General features: G+C 60.1%; 17 protein-coding genes. 11 read left to right on the top strand and 6 right to left on the bottom strand.

Going from position 1 to position 14,626, the window contains the following annotated elements; genetic code table 11:
• Window positions 1-7: 7 nt before the first annotated feature.
• Together murF and B5E56_RS05495 are read right to left on the bottom strand one after the other, a co-directional pair.
• Window positions 8-1,399 carry a UDP-N-acetylmuramoyl-tripeptide--D-alanyl-D-alanine ligase gene (gene murF / locus B5E56_RS05500; protein ID WP_087388954.1) on the bottom strand — a complete coding sequence of 464 codons (1,392 nt, stop codon included), beginning with the start codon at window positions 1,397-1,399 and terminating at the stop codon, window positions 8-10.
• Window positions 1,400-1,439: 40 nt separating this feature from the next.
• Window positions 1,440-2,489 (bottom strand): D-alanine--D-alanine ligase, encoded by a 1,050-nt coding sequence (locus tag B5E56_RS05495; RefSeq protein WP_087388953.1) that lies wholly within the window; start codon window positions 2,487-2,489, stop codon window positions 1,440-1,442.
• Between the two features lie 307 nt (window positions 2,490-2,796).
• Between B5E56_RS05495 and B5E56_RS05490 the strand changes: the two genes are divergently transcribed.
• Window positions 2,797-3,936 (top strand): MFS transporter, encoded by a 1,140-nt coding sequence (locus tag B5E56_RS05490; RefSeq protein WP_087388952.1) that lies wholly within the window; start codon window positions 2,797-2,799, stop codon window positions 3,934-3,936.
• Between the two features lie 43 nt (window positions 3,937-3,979).
• Here B5E56_RS05490 and B5E56_RS05485 read toward each other — a convergent pair whose 3' ends face one another.
• A complete protein-coding gene (locus B5E56_RS05485; RefSeq protein ID WP_087388951.1) occupies window positions 3,980-5,242 on the bottom strand; it encodes an Ig-like domain-containing protein in 1,263 nt (420 codons plus the stop codon).
• A gap of 141 nt (window positions 5,243-5,383) precedes the next feature.
• Here B5E56_RS05485 and B5E56_RS05480 point away from each other — a divergent pair, with 141 nt between their 5' ends.
• The 10 genes from B5E56_RS05480 to B5E56_RS05435 all read left to right on the top strand — a co-directional run bounded on the left by B5E56_RS05480 (window position 5,384) and on the right by B5E56_RS05435 (window position 12,829).
• The gene (locus tag B5E56_RS05480; RefSeq protein ID WP_087388950.1) at window positions 5,384-6,151 is read left to right on the top strand and encodes a formate/nitrite transporter family protein; all 768 of its coding nucleotides are present in this window, start codon (window positions 5,384-5,386) and stop codon (window positions 6,149-6,151) included.
• Between the two features lie 111 nt (window positions 6,152-6,262).
• Window positions 6,263-6,631 (top strand): YlxM family DNA-binding protein, encoded by a 369-nt coding sequence (gene ylxM, locus B5E56_RS05475; RefSeq protein WP_087187086.1) that lies wholly within the window; start codon window positions 6,263-6,265, stop codon window positions 6,629-6,631.
• Window positions 6,632-6,635: 4 nt separating this feature from the next.
• On the top strand, window positions 6,636-7,994 hold the full coding sequence (ffh, locus tag B5E56_RS05470; protein WP_087187087.1) for a signal recognition particle protein: 1,359 nt from the start codon (window positions 6,636-6,638) through the stop codon (window positions 7,992-7,994).
• Between the two features lie 68 nt (window positions 7,995-8,062).
• Window positions 8,063-8,302: a 30S ribosomal protein S16 gene (rpsP, locus tag B5E56_RS05465; protein ID WP_007489428.1), complete on the top strand. Its 240-nt coding sequence runs from the start codon at window positions 8,063-8,065 to the stop codon at window positions 8,300-8,302.
• 18 nt (window positions 8,303-8,320) lie between these two features.
• Window positions 8,321-8,551 carry a KH domain-containing protein gene (locus B5E56_RS05460; RefSeq protein ID WP_087271545.1) on the top strand — a complete coding sequence of 77 codons (231 nt, stop codon included), beginning with the start codon at window positions 8,321-8,323 and terminating at the stop codon, window positions 8,549-8,551.
• A 99-nt stretch (window positions 8,552-8,650) separates the two neighbouring features.
• Window positions 8,651-9,151, top strand: coding sequence for a ribosome maturation factor RimM (gene rimM / locus B5E56_RS05455; protein WP_087388949.1), 501 nt, complete (start codon window positions 8,651-8,653; stop codon window positions 9,149-9,151).
• Window positions 9,144-9,893 carry a tRNA (guanosine(37)-N1)-methyltransferase TrmD gene (gene trmD / locus B5E56_RS05450; protein WP_087326882.1) on the top strand — a complete coding sequence of 250 codons (750 nt, stop codon included), beginning with the start codon at window positions 9,144-9,146 and terminating at the stop codon, window positions 9,891-9,893. The genes rimM and trmD overlap by 8 nt, the downstream gene beginning before the upstream one ends.
• A gap of 21 nt (window positions 9,894-9,914) precedes the next feature.
• Window positions 9,915-11,273: an alpha-amylase family glycosyl hydrolase gene (locus tag B5E56_RS05445; RefSeq protein WP_087388948.1), complete on the top strand. Its 1,359-nt coding sequence runs from the start codon at window positions 9,915-9,917 to the stop codon at window positions 11,271-11,273.
• Between the two features lie 126 nt (window positions 11,274-11,399).
• Window positions 11,400-12,236, top strand: a complete 837-nt coding sequence (locus B5E56_RS05440) for a DegV family protein (RefSeq protein WP_087187092.1) — start codon at window positions 11,400-11,402, stop codon at window positions 12,234-12,236.
• Window positions 12,237-12,334: 98 nt separating this feature from the next.
• The gene (locus tag B5E56_RS05435) at window positions 12,335-12,829 is read left to right on the top strand and encodes a GNAT family N-acetyltransferase (protein WP_087388947.1); all 495 of its coding nucleotides are present in this window, start codon (window positions 12,335-12,337) and stop codon (window positions 12,827-12,829) included.
• 347 nt (window positions 12,830-13,176) lie between these two features.
• Here B5E56_RS05435 and rbr read toward each other — a convergent pair whose 3' ends face one another.
• The 3 genes from rbr to B5E56_RS05420 all read right to left on the bottom strand — a co-directional run bounded on the left by rbr (window position 13,177) and on the right by B5E56_RS05420 (window position 14,606).
• Window positions 13,177-13,710, bottom strand: coding sequence for a rubrerythrin (gene rbr / locus B5E56_RS05430; protein ID WP_087187094.1), 534 nt, complete (start codon window positions 13,708-13,710; stop codon window positions 13,177-13,179).
• Between the two features lie 52 nt (window positions 13,711-13,762).
• Window positions 13,763-14,149, bottom strand: coding sequence for a desulfoferrodoxin family protein (locus B5E56_RS05425; RefSeq protein WP_087187095.1), 387 nt, complete (start codon window positions 14,147-14,149; stop codon window positions 13,763-13,765).
• A gap of 73 nt (window positions 14,150-14,222) precedes the next feature.
• Window positions 14,223-14,606 carry a Fur family transcriptional regulator gene (locus B5E56_RS05420; RefSeq protein ID WP_087187096.1) on the bottom strand — a complete coding sequence of 128 codons (384 nt, stop codon included), beginning with the start codon at window positions 14,604-14,606 and terminating at the stop codon, window positions 14,223-14,225.
• Window positions 14,607-14,626: the final 20 nt, after the last annotated feature.

The raw sequence follows: 14,626 nt of genomic DNA, 5'->3' as shown, positions 1-14,626 counted from the left end.
TTCGCCATTACGCCTCTTTGGTGATGGTCAGCAGGTACTCCACCAGCTCCTCCAGGGCCATGCCCCGGGAGGCCTTTACCAGAATGGTAGCGTGGGGGCGCACCACGCTGTCCAGTACCGGCTTGGCCTCTGCCTTGTCGGCGCAGTGCCAGCACACCGGCACACCTGCCGCCTTGGCGGCATCGTAAATATGCTTGGACAGCTCGCCCACTGCTACCAGGCAGTGGATGCCCGCCTTGGCCAGGTACTCGCCGATGCCGGCATGGAGGGCGGGAGCCAGGGGGCCCAACTCAAACATATCGCCCAGCACCGCAACCTTGTACTCCCCCTTGGCGTTGGAGAGCACCTCCACCGCCGCCCGCATGGACTGGGGATTGGCGTTGTAGGTGTCGTTGAGGATGGTGATATCATCCCCACGGGTGAGGATGTTCATCCGCATCTTGGTGGGGGCGAAGTGGAGCACTCCGTCGGCGATCTCCTGAGCGGTCAGGCCGAAGTGCTGGCCTACCGCCGCCGCCATCAGGGTAGGATAAATCATATGGTCACCCAGAGCCGGGATCTCCACCGGGAAATCACCGTCAGGCGTTTCCACCTTACAGCTGATCCGGCTCTTGCCGTCGCTGGCCAGATCCACTGCCCGGTAGTCCAGCCCCTGGGCGGAGCCCACCCGGATGAAGGGGTGGTCCAGCTTGCCGGGCAGGGTGTTCAGCAGCGGGTCGTCGCCGTTGATGACGGCGGGCGCGCCCGGCTTGGCGTGGTGGAAGATCTCGCTCTTGGCCTCCAGAATCTTCTCCCGGGAACCGAAGTGCTCGATGTGGGAGTCGCCGATGTTGGTCATGAGGATCATGTCGGGCTCCACAATGGCGGAGAGATAGTCGATCTCCCCGGCGTGGTTCATGCCCAGCTCCAGTACGGCGATCTGATGCTCCGGCTTGAGCCGCAGCAGAGTCATGGGCACCCCAATGTCGTTGTTCAGGTTACCCTCGGTTTTGAGGACGTTGTACTTCTCCCCCAGCACCGCTGCCACCATGTCCTTGGTGGTGGTCTTGCCCACCGAGCCTGTGATGGCTACCACGGGGATGGCGAATTTCTGCTTGTAATACTTGGCCAGATCCCGGAGGGCCCGGTGGGTGGACTTTACCTTAATATAGAACTTGCCGGGCAGATAGCTGTCCCGCTCCCGCTGGGTGAAGCACCCGTCAGCGCCCCCTTCCAGGGCGGCGTTGATGTAGGCATGACCGTCAAAGCGCTCTCCCACCAGGGGGATGAACAGAGAACCGGGATGGATGGTACGGCTGTCGGTCTCCACCCGGCTCACCGCCCGGTTCAGATCTCCGAACTCACCCAGCAGGCTGCCGCCTACCGCTTCCATGATCTCTCGTATGGTCATCGGCTCCATGTTATTGTCTCCTTCAATCTCTCTCGTTCCGGATGCCGGTTTACCGACCCTGTTTTCTGGCCTCCAGGGAGGCCTCCACAATGCGCTGGCACAGGCTGTTGTAATCGATGCCCACCGCGGCGGCCTCCTGGGGCAGCAGGCTGGTGGGGGTCATGCCGGGCAGGGTGTTGATCTCCAGGAACCAGGGCTCACCGTCGCTGGTGACGATGAAGTCGGCCCGGGAATAGACAGACAGGCCCAGGGTCTCATACACCCGCAGGGCAGCAGCGCGGAGCTTCTCCTCCCACTCCGCCGGAATCTCCGAGGGGCACACCTCCAGCGCCGCGCCGGGCTGGTACTTGTTGGCGTAGTCGTAGAAGCCCTCCTTGGGGATGATCTCGATGGAGGGCAGGGCTTTGCCGTCCAGGATGCCCACCTGGATCTCACGGCCCTTCACATACTCTTCCAGCACGGTGCGGCCTCCCAGGGTCAGGCCGTTGGTGAGGGATTTGCGCAGCTCGTCGGCGGTATAGGCGATGGACACACCGATGGAGGACCCGCTGGCCACCGGCTTTACCACCAGGGGCAGCCGGGCGGTCTTGACCAGGCCCTCAATATCCTCCGCCTTGTACTCCACGGTCTTCCAGCCGGGGGTATTTACCACGTCAGCCACCATCCGCTTGGTCAGGTCCTTGTCCATGGCGATGGCGCTGGACAGGTAGCCCGCACCGGTGTAGGGGATGCCCATCAGGTCAAAGGCAGCCTGGACCTTTCCGTCCTCGCCGCAGGTACCGTGGAGGGCCAGGAACACCAGATCGGCCATCTGGCACAGCTCCAGCACACCGGGGCCAAACACGCTCTTGCTGTCGCCGGGACGGCTGGCCCTGATCTGCTCCAGGTCAGGGGCCTCCCGGCTGATCTTTTTAAAGGATTCGGGCACCGGCGCATCAAAGAAAGACTCGTCTGCACGGCCCTGCTCCAGGCCGAAAAACATATCGATGAGTCCCGCCCGATGGCCCAGAGCCCGCAGGGCCTCGGTCACCATGGTGCCGGTGGAAAGGGACACGTTCCGCTCCGGGGACAGACCCCCGGCCAAAACTACGATCTTCATAATACACCTCAGTTGCCAGTTTGATACAATATGATACGCGCTAATGGTATATTATAGCACGCTTTACCTCTATACTCAACTACCTTTCGACTATCTGTGCATGAAATCTTTCTTTTTCCGGTGGTCACACCCTACCGCTTGACATTCCTCCGCCATTCTGCTACATTGAACCTGGAACTTCCTTTCATGGAGTGAAGCAACTATGCTGTATCGGTCCAATCCCACCTGAGGTGCATCCTAACATCCCGGCGCTGTGATCCAGCGCCTTGTTTTGATGCAGAAATTCAGGAAGGACTGGATCTTTTTCATGAAACGGAATTTAAGGTGTATGTACGCCATCGCCCTCTTGCAGGGCATGGTCTTTTATGGCCCTGTGGCCACCCTCTACCGGGAAGCGCAGGGCGTGTCTATCGCCCAGATCACCCTCATTGAGAGTCTCTCCCTGGCGCTGTGCATCCTGCTGGAGGTGCCCTGGGGGATCCTGGCCGACCGGCTGGGGTACAAACGCACCATGATCGGGTGCTGTTTTCTCTATTTCCTGTCCAAAATCGTGTTCTGGCAGGCAGACGGCTTCGGCGGCTTCCTGCTGGAGCGGGTCATGCTCAGCGTGGTGGTAGCCGGGATGTCCGGGGTGGACACCAGCATTCTCTACCTCTCCAGAGGCGGGCAGGACAGCCAGCAGATCTTTGGGTGGTACAACAGCCTCCAGACCGCCGGATTGCTCATCGCCGCCCTCATCTTCTCCCTGTTTGTCGGAGACAACTACGCCCTGGCGGGGGGCCTCACTGTCCTCAGCTATGGCGCCGCCGCCCTGTGCGCCCTGGGACTCACCGAGGTAAAGACACCCGCGCCCTTCTCTCCCCGGCTGACCCTGGATATCCTGCGCCAGACGCTGACCAATCGACGTCTGCTCCTCTTTCTCCTGTCGGCGGCCCTCCTCTCCGAGGCCCACCAGACCATCACCACCTTTTTAAATCAGCTTCAGTATGCCCGCGCCGGCCTGCCCGATTGGGCCATTGGCGTCCTCTATATTGCCGCCACAGTACTGGGCATGGCGGGAATCTGGTCCGCCCGACTCACCCGCCGGACAGGCACCGTGGGAACGGCGGTGCTGCTCTACGGCGGCGGGGTACTGGCCTGTATCGCCCTGGCTCTGACCGCTGCCCCTCTCCCCTCCATCTGTGCCATTCTCACTCTGCGGCTGTGCAATACCCTGTGCCAGCCCTTCCTGATGGAGCTGCAAAACAGGCAGGTCGTCACAGAACACCGGGCCACCGCCCTGAGTATCCATGCCATGGTCATAGGCGGGGTCGGGGTGTGTACCAACCTGGCTTTTGGCGCTCTGGCGGAAATCAATCTGGACTGGTCCTTCTGGCTGGGCGGCGGGATCTGCCTTGCCGGGTTACTTCTTTTTATGATATGGTATAAATTGCGTCCCCGTGCATAAAGGGAAACGGCCGCCGATGGCGGCCGTTTTTCTCATATTCCCCTTAAAACCAGCCAGTGTCCCGGCTGTCCAGCAGATCCAGGGCGGCGCACAGCAGCTGGGCCGCCTCTCCACGGGTCAGAGTTTCCGTGAGGCCGGCCTCCGCCGGCAGCACCCCGCAGGTGGACAGGTTGGCCGCCGACTGGGCCGCCCAGGCGGGAGCGTCGGCGGCAAAGGTCTGGGCGTCCACGTCGGTGACGGACAGCACCCGGTCCAGCAGCACCGCCGCCTCGGCGGTGGTGATGGAATCATCGGCCCGGAACACCACCCGGCCCTCATCATCGGTGGTGCCCTGGACCAGACCGCACTTCAGGGCGGAGGACACATAGGGCTTGGCCCAGGTGGGAATGCTTTCGTCGTCGGCAAAGCCGGTGCGGGACACCCCCTCCAGGGACTCCACCCCGGCAGCATTCATAGCCATGGCCACAAATTCGCTGCGGGTGACAGCGGCGTCAGGCTGGAAGAAGTATTCCCCTCCCATGCACTCGCCGACAAAGACACCCTCCTCCGCCAGGCGGATGGCCGCCTTGTGAGCCGGGTGACCGCTGAGATCGGCGTAGGTCACCTTGGTGTCCGGCTTTTCGATCTTTACTTTGACTGTAGCCGGGTCGGAGGCGTTGCCCACCGTGTCCATGGCAATATAGGTGAAGGAATCCTTGCCAGTCTTATTCTCATAGGGGGTGTAGACGAACTGGCCGTCCTCCCCGATGGTTACCGAACCCCGGGCGGGCTTCTTCACCAGCCGGTAGGTCAGCAGGTCGCCCTCCGGGTCCACGGCGGAAAAGCGGTCGGTGACCGCCACATTTTTATAGGTGGACAGCTCCAGATTCTCCGCCACCGGGGCGCCGTTGGCCTCGGTCAGCAGATGGACCTCCACCCCAACCTCCTGTCCCGGCTCACCGTCGGCAAAGAGAGGTTGGAAGGTAAAGCTGGTCTCCAGAGCGGTTGGAGCGACAGAAGGAGTGAAACGCAGGCCGTCCACGGCGGTCATGGCGATCACATCCCCCTCTCCCACCATCTGGCCTCCCAGGGTGAGCACACCTTCCTGGGGCAGCTGGGTGATCACGATGGCGTCCAGAGCGCCCTCCCCCTCCACCACAAAGTCCGAGGACTGGAAGGCGATGGTCTCGGTGGCCATGCCGTTCTTCACCACGTCCAGCACCGTGGGGCTGGTCTCCTCCTGGTCCAGAAAGAGCGCCGAGGCAGGCAGGGCCACGGTGAGCAGGGCGGCCGTCAGCGCTGCGGCAATCAGGATGCGGGTTTTCACTGATAGTACCTCCTTATCTGATGTAAGGTTAGTGTTTGCCGGTGTGGTGGAATTATACAAAATGTGGGCCGCCCTCTTGTGCGAAACCAGAATCTCCGGTACAATATTGAAAATAATTTGTCCCTGTGGAGGAATCTGCCCATGAACCGTGCTGTTGTGGAACAAATCGCTCAGGCAGGCGCCGGCAAGCTGGCTCTGGCCCGCAAGGCGCCTCTGCGCTATCTGACCCGGGCCGCCCTGGCCGGGGCCTTTATTTTTGTGGGGGCCCTGCTGTCCTGCCTGTGCTCCGCCTGGTTTTACAGCGGAGCCCTGCCTGTGGCCAAGCTGCTGGGCGCCGTCACCTTCTCGGCAGCCCTTACCCTGATCGTTCTGCTGGGCGGCGAGCTTTTTACCGGCTGCAACCTGGTGATGGGGGTCTCCCTCTATGAAAATCAGGTCTCCCCCGCCGGGGCTCTGCGGGTCTGGATCATGTCTTATCTGGGCAACCTGGCAGGCATTCTGGTGCTCTGCCTGGTGCTGGTGGGCTCCGGGGCCAGCGCCGACCTGCTGGGGGCCTATCTGGCCGTCATCGTGCCCGGCAAACTGTCTCTGCCCTGGTATGTGCTGCTGCTCCGGGGCGTGCTGTGCAATTTCCTGGTGTGCATCGGGGTGTTCGCCGGCTTCCGCCTCCAGAGCGAGACGGGTAAGGCCCTGGTCATCGCCCTGGCCATCACCACCTTCGTCCTCACCGGTCTGGAACACTCCATCGCCAATATGGCTTACTTTGCCCTTTACGCTCTGTACACCCATACGGCAGACTGGGCCGCCATGGGCTGGAACCTGCTGTGGGTCACCATCGGCAACCTGCTGGGAGGCGCGGTGCTGCTGGGCTGGCCCCTGTGGTATGCCGCCGAAGAAAAAGAAAAATAAAGCGCCCTTTCCCCCTTGACAAACGGAGGAAAATCGTGTATCATCACCTCTGTTGTAAAGCTTTGAAACTTTACTTCCTTTACAGAACGACTTACTGAAGGAGGGTGTACCATGAAGAACCAGGCCTACCGCATGGCTCTGCTCTATGATTTTTATGGAGATATGCTCACCGACCGACAGAAGGAATTCTATGACCTCTACTACAATGAGGACCTCTCTCTGGCTGAGATCGCCGAGAACTACGGCATCACCCGCCAGGGCGTCCGGGACGTGATCGTCCGGGCCGAGGCCATCCTCACCGAGCTGGAGGACAAAACCGGCATCATCAAGCGCTTCCACAAGATGCAGCAGCAGTTCCTGGAGGTAGAAGAGGCGGTGAACGCCATCGCCCAGCGCAACGACCAGCGCTGGCAGGACGACGAGGTTGAGATCCAGTGCAACCGCATCCGCAGTGTTCTGGATCAGCTGAAACAGGAGTGACCCCATGGCATTTGAAGGACTGACCGAAAAGCTGTCCGCCGCCTTTAAGCGGCTGCGGGGCAAGGGCCGTCTCACCGAGGCCGACGTAAAGGAGGCCATGAAGGAGATCCGGATGGCCCTGCTGGAGGCCGACGTAAACTTCAAGGTGGTCAAGCAGTTTGTGGCCTCTGTCACCGAGCGGGCCGTGGGCTCCGACGTACTGGAGAGCCTGACTCCCGCTCAAATGATCGTCAAGATCGTCAACGAAGAGCTGACCAATCTGATGGGCGGCGAAAGCACCAAGCTGACCATCTCTCCCAAGCCCCCCACGGTTGTGATGCTGTGCGGCCTCAACGGCGCCGGCAAGACTACCAACGGCGCCAAGCTGGCGGGCTTTCTGAAAAAGCAGGGCAAGCGGCCCCTTCTGGTGGCCTGCGACACCTTCCGCCCCGCCGCCATCACTCAGCTGGAGGTTGTGGGCTCCCAGGTAGACGTGCCTGTGTTCCAGATGGGTCAGATCGACCCCATCGACATCGCCAAGGCGGGCATTGAGCACGCCAAGAAGCACGGCAACGACATCGTATTCATCGACACCGCCGGTCGTCTCCACGTGGACGAGGAGCTGATGGAACAGCTCAAGGACATGAAGGCGGCCATTGACCCCACCGAGATCTTGCTCATCGTGGACGCCATGATCGGTCAGGACGCGGTAAACGCCGCCAAGGCCTTTGACGAGGCTCTGGATATCACTGGCGTCATGCTCACCAAGCTGGACGGCGACGCCCGGGGCGGCGCAGCCCTCTCCATCAAAGCGGTCACCGGCAAGCCCATCAAGTTCGTGGGCCAGGGTGAGAAGCTGGACCAGGTGGACATCTTCTACCCCGACCGGATGGCCTCCCGTATCCTGGGCATGGGCGACGTGCTCTCCCTCATCGAGAAAGCCCAGCAGACCTTTGACGCCAAGAAGGCCGCTGAGCTGGAACAGAAGCTGCGGAAAAACCGCTTCACCCTCTCGGACTTCTACGATCAGCTGGTGCAGATCAAGAGCATGGGTTCCCTGTCCGACATTGCAGGGATGCTCCCCGGCGTCAACGCCAAGGCTCTGGAAGGTGCTAACGTGGACGAGAAGTCCCTGGCCCGCACCGAAGCCATTATCCTGTCCATGACCCCTGCCGAGCGGGAGGACCCCTCCCTGCTGAACAACAGCCGGAAAAAGCGCATCGCCGCCGGCTCCGGTACCCAGGTGGTGGACATCAACCGTCTGCTCAAGCAGTTCGACATGATGCAGCAGATGAGCAAACAGTTCTCCGGCAAGCAGATGAAGCGTCTTGGCAAGCTGGGGAAACTGGGTAAGCTGGGCAAAATGCCTGGTCTGCCCTTCTAAACGGTGGTAAACGCGCCACGTCGCGTTTCCATAGATATGCTTTACGATTACATGGAGGTGAAGATACAATGGTTAAGATCAGACTGCGTCGTATGGGCGCCAAGAAGGCTCCCTTCTACCGCATCGTGGTGGCTGACTCCCGCTATCCCCGTGACGGCCGTTTCATCGAGGAGATCGGCACTTACAATCCTCTGACCCAGCCCGCCGAGATCAAGGTGGACGCCGAGCGCGCCCAGGCTTGGATCAAGACCGGCGCTCAGCCCACTGAGACCGTGAAGGCTCTGCTGAAAAAAGCTGGCGCCATCTGATAGGAGGGCACGGCTGGCATGAAGGAACTGCTCACCTATATCGCCCGCAATCTGGTGGACCACCCCGACGCCGTGGAGGTCACCGAGCACGCAGGTGAGAGCGAGACCGTCCTGGAGCTTCGGGTGGCCCCCGAGGATATGGGCAAGGTGATCGGCCGCCAGGGCCGCATCGCCAAGGAGATCCGCACGCTGATGCGCTCCGTGGCCCAGCGCCAGGGCACCAAGGTTTCCGTCGATATCGTCGACTAACTCCGGGGGCCTCCCCCCGGATATGAAAAAGCCGACCGACCCTGTGGTCGGTCGGCTTTTTCATATCTTGCAGATTTTGTACGATTCGGGGTGATACCGATGAAAAATCAATTTTTAGAAGCAGGTCAGATCGTCAACACCCACGGCATCCAGGGCGAGGTCAAGATCGTCCCCTGGTGCGATTCTCCGGAATTTCTCTGCCAGTTTGATGTATTGTATGTGGACGGCAAGCCGGTGAAGATCCGCTCCGCCCGCATCCACAAGGGCAATGTGCTGGCCTTCCTGGAGGGGGTCAACGACGTGAACGCCGCCATGGCCCTGAAAGGCAGGACGGTGTTCATTGACCGCACCGGCGTGGAGCTGCCCGACGGCCGCCACTTTATCGCCGACCTGATGGGGCTGGAGGTCATCGACGCCGCTACCGGCGAGAAGATCGGCGTGGTGGCCGATGTGCTCACCCCCCCTGCCCACGAGGTCTATGTGGTCAAAGGGGAGCACGAGTATATGATCCCCGCGGTGGATGAGTTCCTGGCGGAGACCAACGTGGAGGGCGGCTATATCAAGGTCCGCCTCATCGAGGGGATGCGTACCGATGTATAGCATTGATATCATGACCCTCTTCGATCTGACTGTGGGCGACATGATGAATGAGTCCATCCTGGGCCGGGCCCAGGAGCGGGACATCATCCGCATTGAAGCCCACCAGATCCGGGATTACACCCTCAACAAGCAGAAGCAGGTGGACGACTACCCCTACGGCGGCGGCCGGGGGGCGGTGATGCAGGCCGATCCCCTCTACCAGTGCTGGAAGCACATCGTGGACACTTACGGCCCGGGTCACACCATCTATATGTCCCCCGCCGGCAAGACCTTTACCGAGTCCGATGCCCGCCGCCTCCGGGATGACTACGACCACCTGATCCTGGTATGCGGCCACTACGAGGGCATCGACCAGCGCTTTATTGAGGAGTGCGTGGACGAGGAGATCTCCATCGGGGATTTCGTGCTCACCGGCGGCGAGCTGGCCGCCATGGTGGTGGCCGACGCGGTGGCCCGGCTGGTGCCCGGCGTCTTGGCCGATCCTGAGTGCTTTGAAAATGAGAGCCACTGGAACGGGATGCTGGAATATCCTCAGTACTCCCGGCCCGAGGAGTGGCACGGCCGGAAGGTCCCCCCTATTCTCCGCTCCGGCGACCACAAGAAAATCGCCCAGTGGCGGCGGAAGCAATCCATCCTCCGCACCCGCCAGCGGCGGCCCGACCTGTATGAGAAGCTGGATCTGTCCTCCAAGGAGGACCAGAAGCTGCTGCGTGAGCTGGAGGAAGAAGAAACACAATCTTAATTGAGACTGGAGGAGTCAAATATGAGTCATTGGGTCAATCAGTCCGTGTTCTACCACATCTACCCCCTTGGTTTCTGCGGTGCACCGGAGTACAACCCCGGCGGCGCCCCGGTGCCCCGGCTGGACAAGCTGAAAGACTGGATCCCCCACCTGAAGGAACTGGGTGTCAATGCCCTCTACCTGGGTCCGGTGTTCCAGTCGGTGAAGCACGGCTACGACACCACCGACTACTTCCAGATCGACTGCCGCCTGGGAGACAACGATTCCTTCGCCGCCCTGTGTGATGAGCTTCACGCCAACGGCATCCGTGTGGTGCTGGACGGGGTGTTCAACCACGTAGGCCGGGGCTTCTGGGCCTTCCGGGATGTGCAGGAGCATGGCCAGGACTCTCCCTACTGCGGCTGGTTCCACGACCTGAACTTCGGCGGCCCCTCCCCTATGGGCGACCCCTTCTGGTACACCGCCTGGCAGGGCCACTATGAGCTGGTAAAACTCAATCTCCGCAACCCCGACGTGGTGCGCCACCTGCTGGACGCGGTGGGGATGTGGATGGACAAATTCCACATTGACGGTCTGCGGCTGGACGCCGCCGACTGCGTGGACTTTGACTTCTTTCGCACCCTCAAGGGCTTCGTCAAGGGCAAAGACCCGGATTTCTGGCTCATGGGCGAGATCATCCACGGTGACTACGCCCGGTGGGCCAACCCGGAGATGCTGGATAGCGTCACCAACTACGAGTGCTGGAAGGGCCTGTGGTCCTCCCACAACGACAAGAACTACTTTGAAATCGCCCACTCTCTCCATCGTCAGTGCGGCCCCGGCGGCATCTACCGCAACATTACCCTGTACAACTTCGCCGATAACCACGACGTGGACCGGCTGGCCTCCAAGCTGAAGGACCCGGCCCACATCAGCAACCTGTACACCCTGCTGTACACCATGCCCGGCGTACCTTCCCTCTACTACGGCAGTGAGTGGGCCATCAAGGGGGAGCGCACCAAGCATTCTGATGCCCCCCTGCGCCCCTGTCTGGACCTGAAGGAGATGATGGCCCTGGACCAGAGTCTGTGCGCCCACCTGGCTAAGCTGGCCGCCATCCGGGCCGCTTTCCCCGCCCTTCAGGAGGGTCAGTACGAAAATGTGGTCATCAAGAACCAGCAGCTGGTGTTCCGCCGGGCTACCGACAGCCAGCGTGTCTATGTGGTCCTCAACCTGGAACCCCAGGAGGTCCATGTGGAGTTCCCCCACCAGGAGCCGGTGCTCCAGGATGTGCTCAATGAAAACCAGGTCTTCAACAACGACGGCGGACGCACCTGGCTGCCCGTGCCCCCCTGCGGAGCCCGTATTCTGGTAGGCGCCCCCGACCGCTTTACCTGGTAAATCTGCCCCATCCTTTTGCCCGTTCCAGAATATTCACACTTTCTCCCTTTACTTTTCCCGCTGATGGTGATACAATAGCGGCAATGGCAAATATCATTTTGATAATTATATTCGAGGGTTTTTGTTATGAGTTTTAAGATCATTGTTGATAGCTGCTGCGACCTTACCCCTGCTGAGCTGCGGGAGGACTGTTTTATCAAGGTCCCCCTCACCATCCGCGTGGGGGATGAGACCGTTGTGGATGACGAATCCTTCGATCAGAAAGCCCTGCTGCAAATGATGCGGGATTGTCCCACTGCTCCCCAGTCCGCCTGCCCCTCCCCTATTCAGTATATGGACGCCTTTGACTGCGGCGCTGACGATATCTATGTAGTCACCCTGTCCGCCCTGCTGTCCGGCTCCCACAATGCTGCGGCTCAGGCCCGCAATCTGTGGCTGGAGGATCACCCTGGGGCCAATATTCACATCTTCAATTCCTGCTCTGCCTCTGCCGGTGAGGTACTGGTGGCCTTGAAGCTCCAGGAGCTGGCTGAGGCCGGACTGGATTTTACCACCGTGGTGAGCAAGGCCTCCCAGTATATCGAGGAGATGAATACCCTCTTCGTACTGGAGACTCTGGACAATCTGCGGAAAAACGGGCGACTCACCCGCACCCAGGCTCTGGTGACCAGCACCCTGCACATCAAGCTGCTGATGGGCTCCACCCCCCAGGGTGAGATCTGTAAAAAAGGTCAGGCTCTGTCTATTAAGCAGGCCCTGAGCAAAATGGCAGCCATGATGGCGGCCGACCCCAATCACGCCGGCCGACGACTGTGCATTGTCCACTGCAACTGCCTGGACCGGGCCTTCCATCTAAAAGAACTGGTGCAGAAGCAGTGCAAATTCTCTGAGATCCTCATCAGCGAGACCGGCGGCATCTCCACGGTGTACGCCAACGACGGCGGTGTAATTGCCGCCTACTAAGCCAACGTACCGCAAACCGCCTGGGCACATAGCCCGGGCGGTTGCTTTTTATGGTCGGATATGCTAATATGATCCAAATCTGTTTGGGAGGCATTATTATGAACTACACCATTCGTCCCACCGAACCCCGGGATGCCGCCGGTACCGCGGCCCTGCGCCGGATGCCCGGGGTCTTTGAGACCACCTTGGGGCTCCCCTCCTGCCGCACCGCCGACAGCGATGCCTTTGTGGCCGGTCTGGGCCCCAACGACCACCACTTTGTAGCAGTGCTGGAGGACGGCACCGTCATCGGCGCGGCGGGTCTCCACTTGGAGCGCAATCCCCGGATGCGCCATGTGGGCAGCGTGGGGCTGTTCGTTCATGCGGACTATCAGAATATGGGGGTTGGTTCCGCCCTTTTAAAGACGCTGCTGGACCTGGCGGACAACTGGCTCATGCTGGTACGGGTGGAGCTCACTGTATTTGCCGATAATGAGCGGGCCATCCACCTGTATGAGAAGCTGGGCTTTGAGAAGGAAGGGCTCAAGCGCATGACCACCGTGCGGAACGGCAAATATGCCGACGAATACATGATGGCCCGACTGCGCCCCTGACCTGCCAATACTCCTCCCCCACTGGACGAACCGATGCCCTCATCGGCCTGTATATCTAAGTAAAAAAACGCAGCCCGGAAGAAAATCTTCCGGGCTGCATTTCCTTTTACCGATCAATAATTGACGGCGCGGATCTCGAAGTAGGCCTGAGGATGCGCGCACACGGGGCACACCTGGGGGGCCACCCCACCCGGCTCAAGCCGGGCGGGGACCCCATTGATTATAAAAAGCCCGGGTGGAGTGAATCCACCCGGGCTCAAGGTTTTTACGCGGTAAAAACGCTTGTACGGCGCAAGCGCCGCCCCATCTCCGATGGGGCCCCAAAAGAGGCCCCCCGCGGAGTCACATCAATAATTGACGGCGCGGATCTCGAAGTAGGCCTGAGGATGCGCGCACACGGGGCACACCTGGGGGGCCTCTTTGCCGAAGTGGATGTGGCCGCAGTTGCGGCACTTCCACATATACTCGTCGCCCCGCTTGAACACAACGCCCTCTTCCAGGTTCTTCAGGAGGGTCAGGTAGCGCTCCTCGTGCTCCTTCTCGATCTTCAGGACGCCCTCGAACAGGAAGGCCAGCTTCTCAAAGCCCTCCTCGCGAGCGGTCTCGGCCATCTCCTTATACATCTCAGTCCACTCTTCATGCTCACCAGCAGCGGCGGACTTCAGGTTGGCCATGGTGTCGCCGATGCCGCCCAGCTCCTTGAACCACAGCTTGGCGTGCTCCTTCTCATTGCCGGCGGTCTCCTCAAAGATGGCCGCGATCTGCTCGTAGCCCTCCTTCTTGGCCTTGCTGGCAAAATAGGTATACTTGTTGCGGGCCATGCTCTCTCCCGCAAATGCCTTCCACAGATTGGCTTCGGTCTTGCTACCCTTCAGTTCCATATAATCATACCTTCCTTTCTAAAATCAGGTTGTCTCTTATAAAGCGAATATGTTAGCCTTCGCCCTTCCAGAAGCCGTGGAGATTGCAGATCTCGTAGGCCTCCACCTTATCGCTCCGGCAGAAGGTCTTCAGCTCGGGCGCGTCGCCAGGCTTGGGGAACTTCATGGTCACGGTGTCGCCGTCCACCACAGCAATCAGGGAGATATAGTGCTCCGGCAGCATGGGATGCTCCACACCGCCCACCTTGACGGTCACGGAGTTCCCGCTGCCATGAGCGGTCTTCTCCACCACAGGGACGTGCTTCTCCTGAGCCGCGTCGGTGGTATTGGGGGTGATCTCTTCCATCTTCTGGCCACAGCACATGACGGGCACACCCTTATCCACAACCTTAAAAATCACATTGCCGCAGTGCGCGCAGCGATACAGCTTGAACTCCATGTTATTACATCCTTTCTAATCACAGTATGGGCACTTTCGTGCAAAATAAACTTACCATATTATCTGAAAAAACTCAATGTTTTGGTTTGCAGTTAACGCAGACCCCATGAAAAATCAGCTCATGGGACCGAATATCATGGCCGCTGGCCAGCAAGGCCTTCTCGTCCAGCCCTTTATCATAGGGCAGATCCAGATCAAAGACCCCGCCGCACACTTCACAGCGGAAATGAGGATGGGGCTCTACGTTGGCATCGTACCGCTCCACCGGGAAAGCCATCCGCACAGCAGCACCTTCGTCCACCAGCAGATTCAGATTCCGGTATACCGTTCCCAAACTCAGGTTGGGATTGGTGGGCTTGAGCCATTGATACACCATTTCAGCGGTGGGATGCTGGTCCGTGTGCATCAGGGCCTCATAGATCAGCTCTCGCTGACGTGAGTATCGCTTTCCGTTCATTAGTCACCACTCTTTCTAAT

Source organism: Flavonifractor sp. An112 (assembly GCF_002161085.1).
Lineage (GTDB): Bacteria > Bacillota > Clostridia > Oscillospirales > Oscillospiraceae > Flavonifractor > Flavonifractor avicola.
This window is presented reverse-complemented; position numbering and strand designations above follow the sequence as displayed.

What these genes read in the sequence shown, in the direction of transcription:
- murF (WP_087388954.1), bottom strand. Translation starts at nt 1,399, where the DNA reads ATGGAGCCGATGACCATACGAGAGATCATGGAAGCGGTAGGCGGCAGC.
- B5E56_RS05495 (WP_087388953.1), bottom strand. Translation starts at nt 2,489, where the DNA reads ATGAAGATCGTAGTTTTGGCCGGGGGTCTGTCCCCGGAGCGGAACGTG.
- B5E56_RS05490 (WP_087388952.1), top strand. Translation starts at nt 2,797, where the DNA reads ATGAAACGGAATTTAAGGTGTATGTACGCCATCGCCCTCTTGCAGGGC.
- B5E56_RS05480 (WP_087388950.1), top strand. Translation starts at nt 5,384, where the DNA reads ATGAACCGTGCTGTTGTGGAACAAATCGCTCAGGCAGGCGCCGGCAAG.
- ylxM (WP_087187086.1), top strand. Translation starts at nt 6,263, where the DNA reads ATGAAGAACCAGGCCTACCGCATGGCTCTGCTCTATGATTTTTATGGA.
- ffh (WP_087187087.1), top strand. Translation starts at nt 6,636, where the DNA reads ATGGCATTTGAAGGACTGACCGAAAAGCTGTCCGCCGCCTTTAAGCGG.
- rpsP (WP_007489428.1), top strand. Translation starts at nt 8,063, where the DNA reads ATGGTTAAGATCAGACTGCGTCGTATGGGCGCCAAGAAGGCTCCCTTC.
- B5E56_RS05460 (WP_087271545.1), top strand. Translation starts at nt 8,321, where the DNA reads ATGAAGGAACTGCTCACCTATATCGCCCGCAATCTGGTGGACCACCCC.
- rimM (WP_087388949.1), top strand. Translation starts at nt 8,651, where the DNA reads ATGAAAAATCAATTTTTAGAAGCAGGTCAGATCGTCAACACCCACGGC.
- trmD (WP_087326882.1), top strand. Translation starts at nt 9,144, where the DNA reads ATGTATAGCATTGATATCATGACCCTCTTCGATCTGACTGTGGGCGAC.
- B5E56_RS05445 (WP_087388948.1), top strand. Translation starts at nt 9,915, where the DNA reads ATGAGTCATTGGGTCAATCAGTCCGTGTTCTACCACATCTACCCCCTT.
- B5E56_RS05440 (WP_087187092.1), top strand. Translation starts at nt 11,400, where the DNA reads ATGAGTTTTAAGATCATTGTTGATAGCTGCTGCGACCTTACCCCTGCT.
- B5E56_RS05435 (WP_087388947.1), top strand. Translation starts at nt 12,335, where the DNA reads ATGAACTACACCATTCGTCCCACCGAACCCCGGGATGCCGCCGGTACC.
- rbr (WP_087187094.1), bottom strand. Translation starts at nt 13,710, where the DNA reads ATGGAACTGAAGGGTAGCAAGACCGAAGCCAATCTGTGGAAGGCATTT.
- B5E56_RS05425 (WP_087187095.1), bottom strand. Translation starts at nt 14,149, where the DNA reads ATGGAGTTCAAGCTGTATCGCTGCGCGCACTGCGGCAATGTGATTTTT.
- B5E56_RS05420 (WP_087187096.1), bottom strand. Translation starts at nt 14,606, where the DNA reads ATGAACGGAAAGCGATACTCACGTCAGCGAGAGCTGATCTATGAGGCC.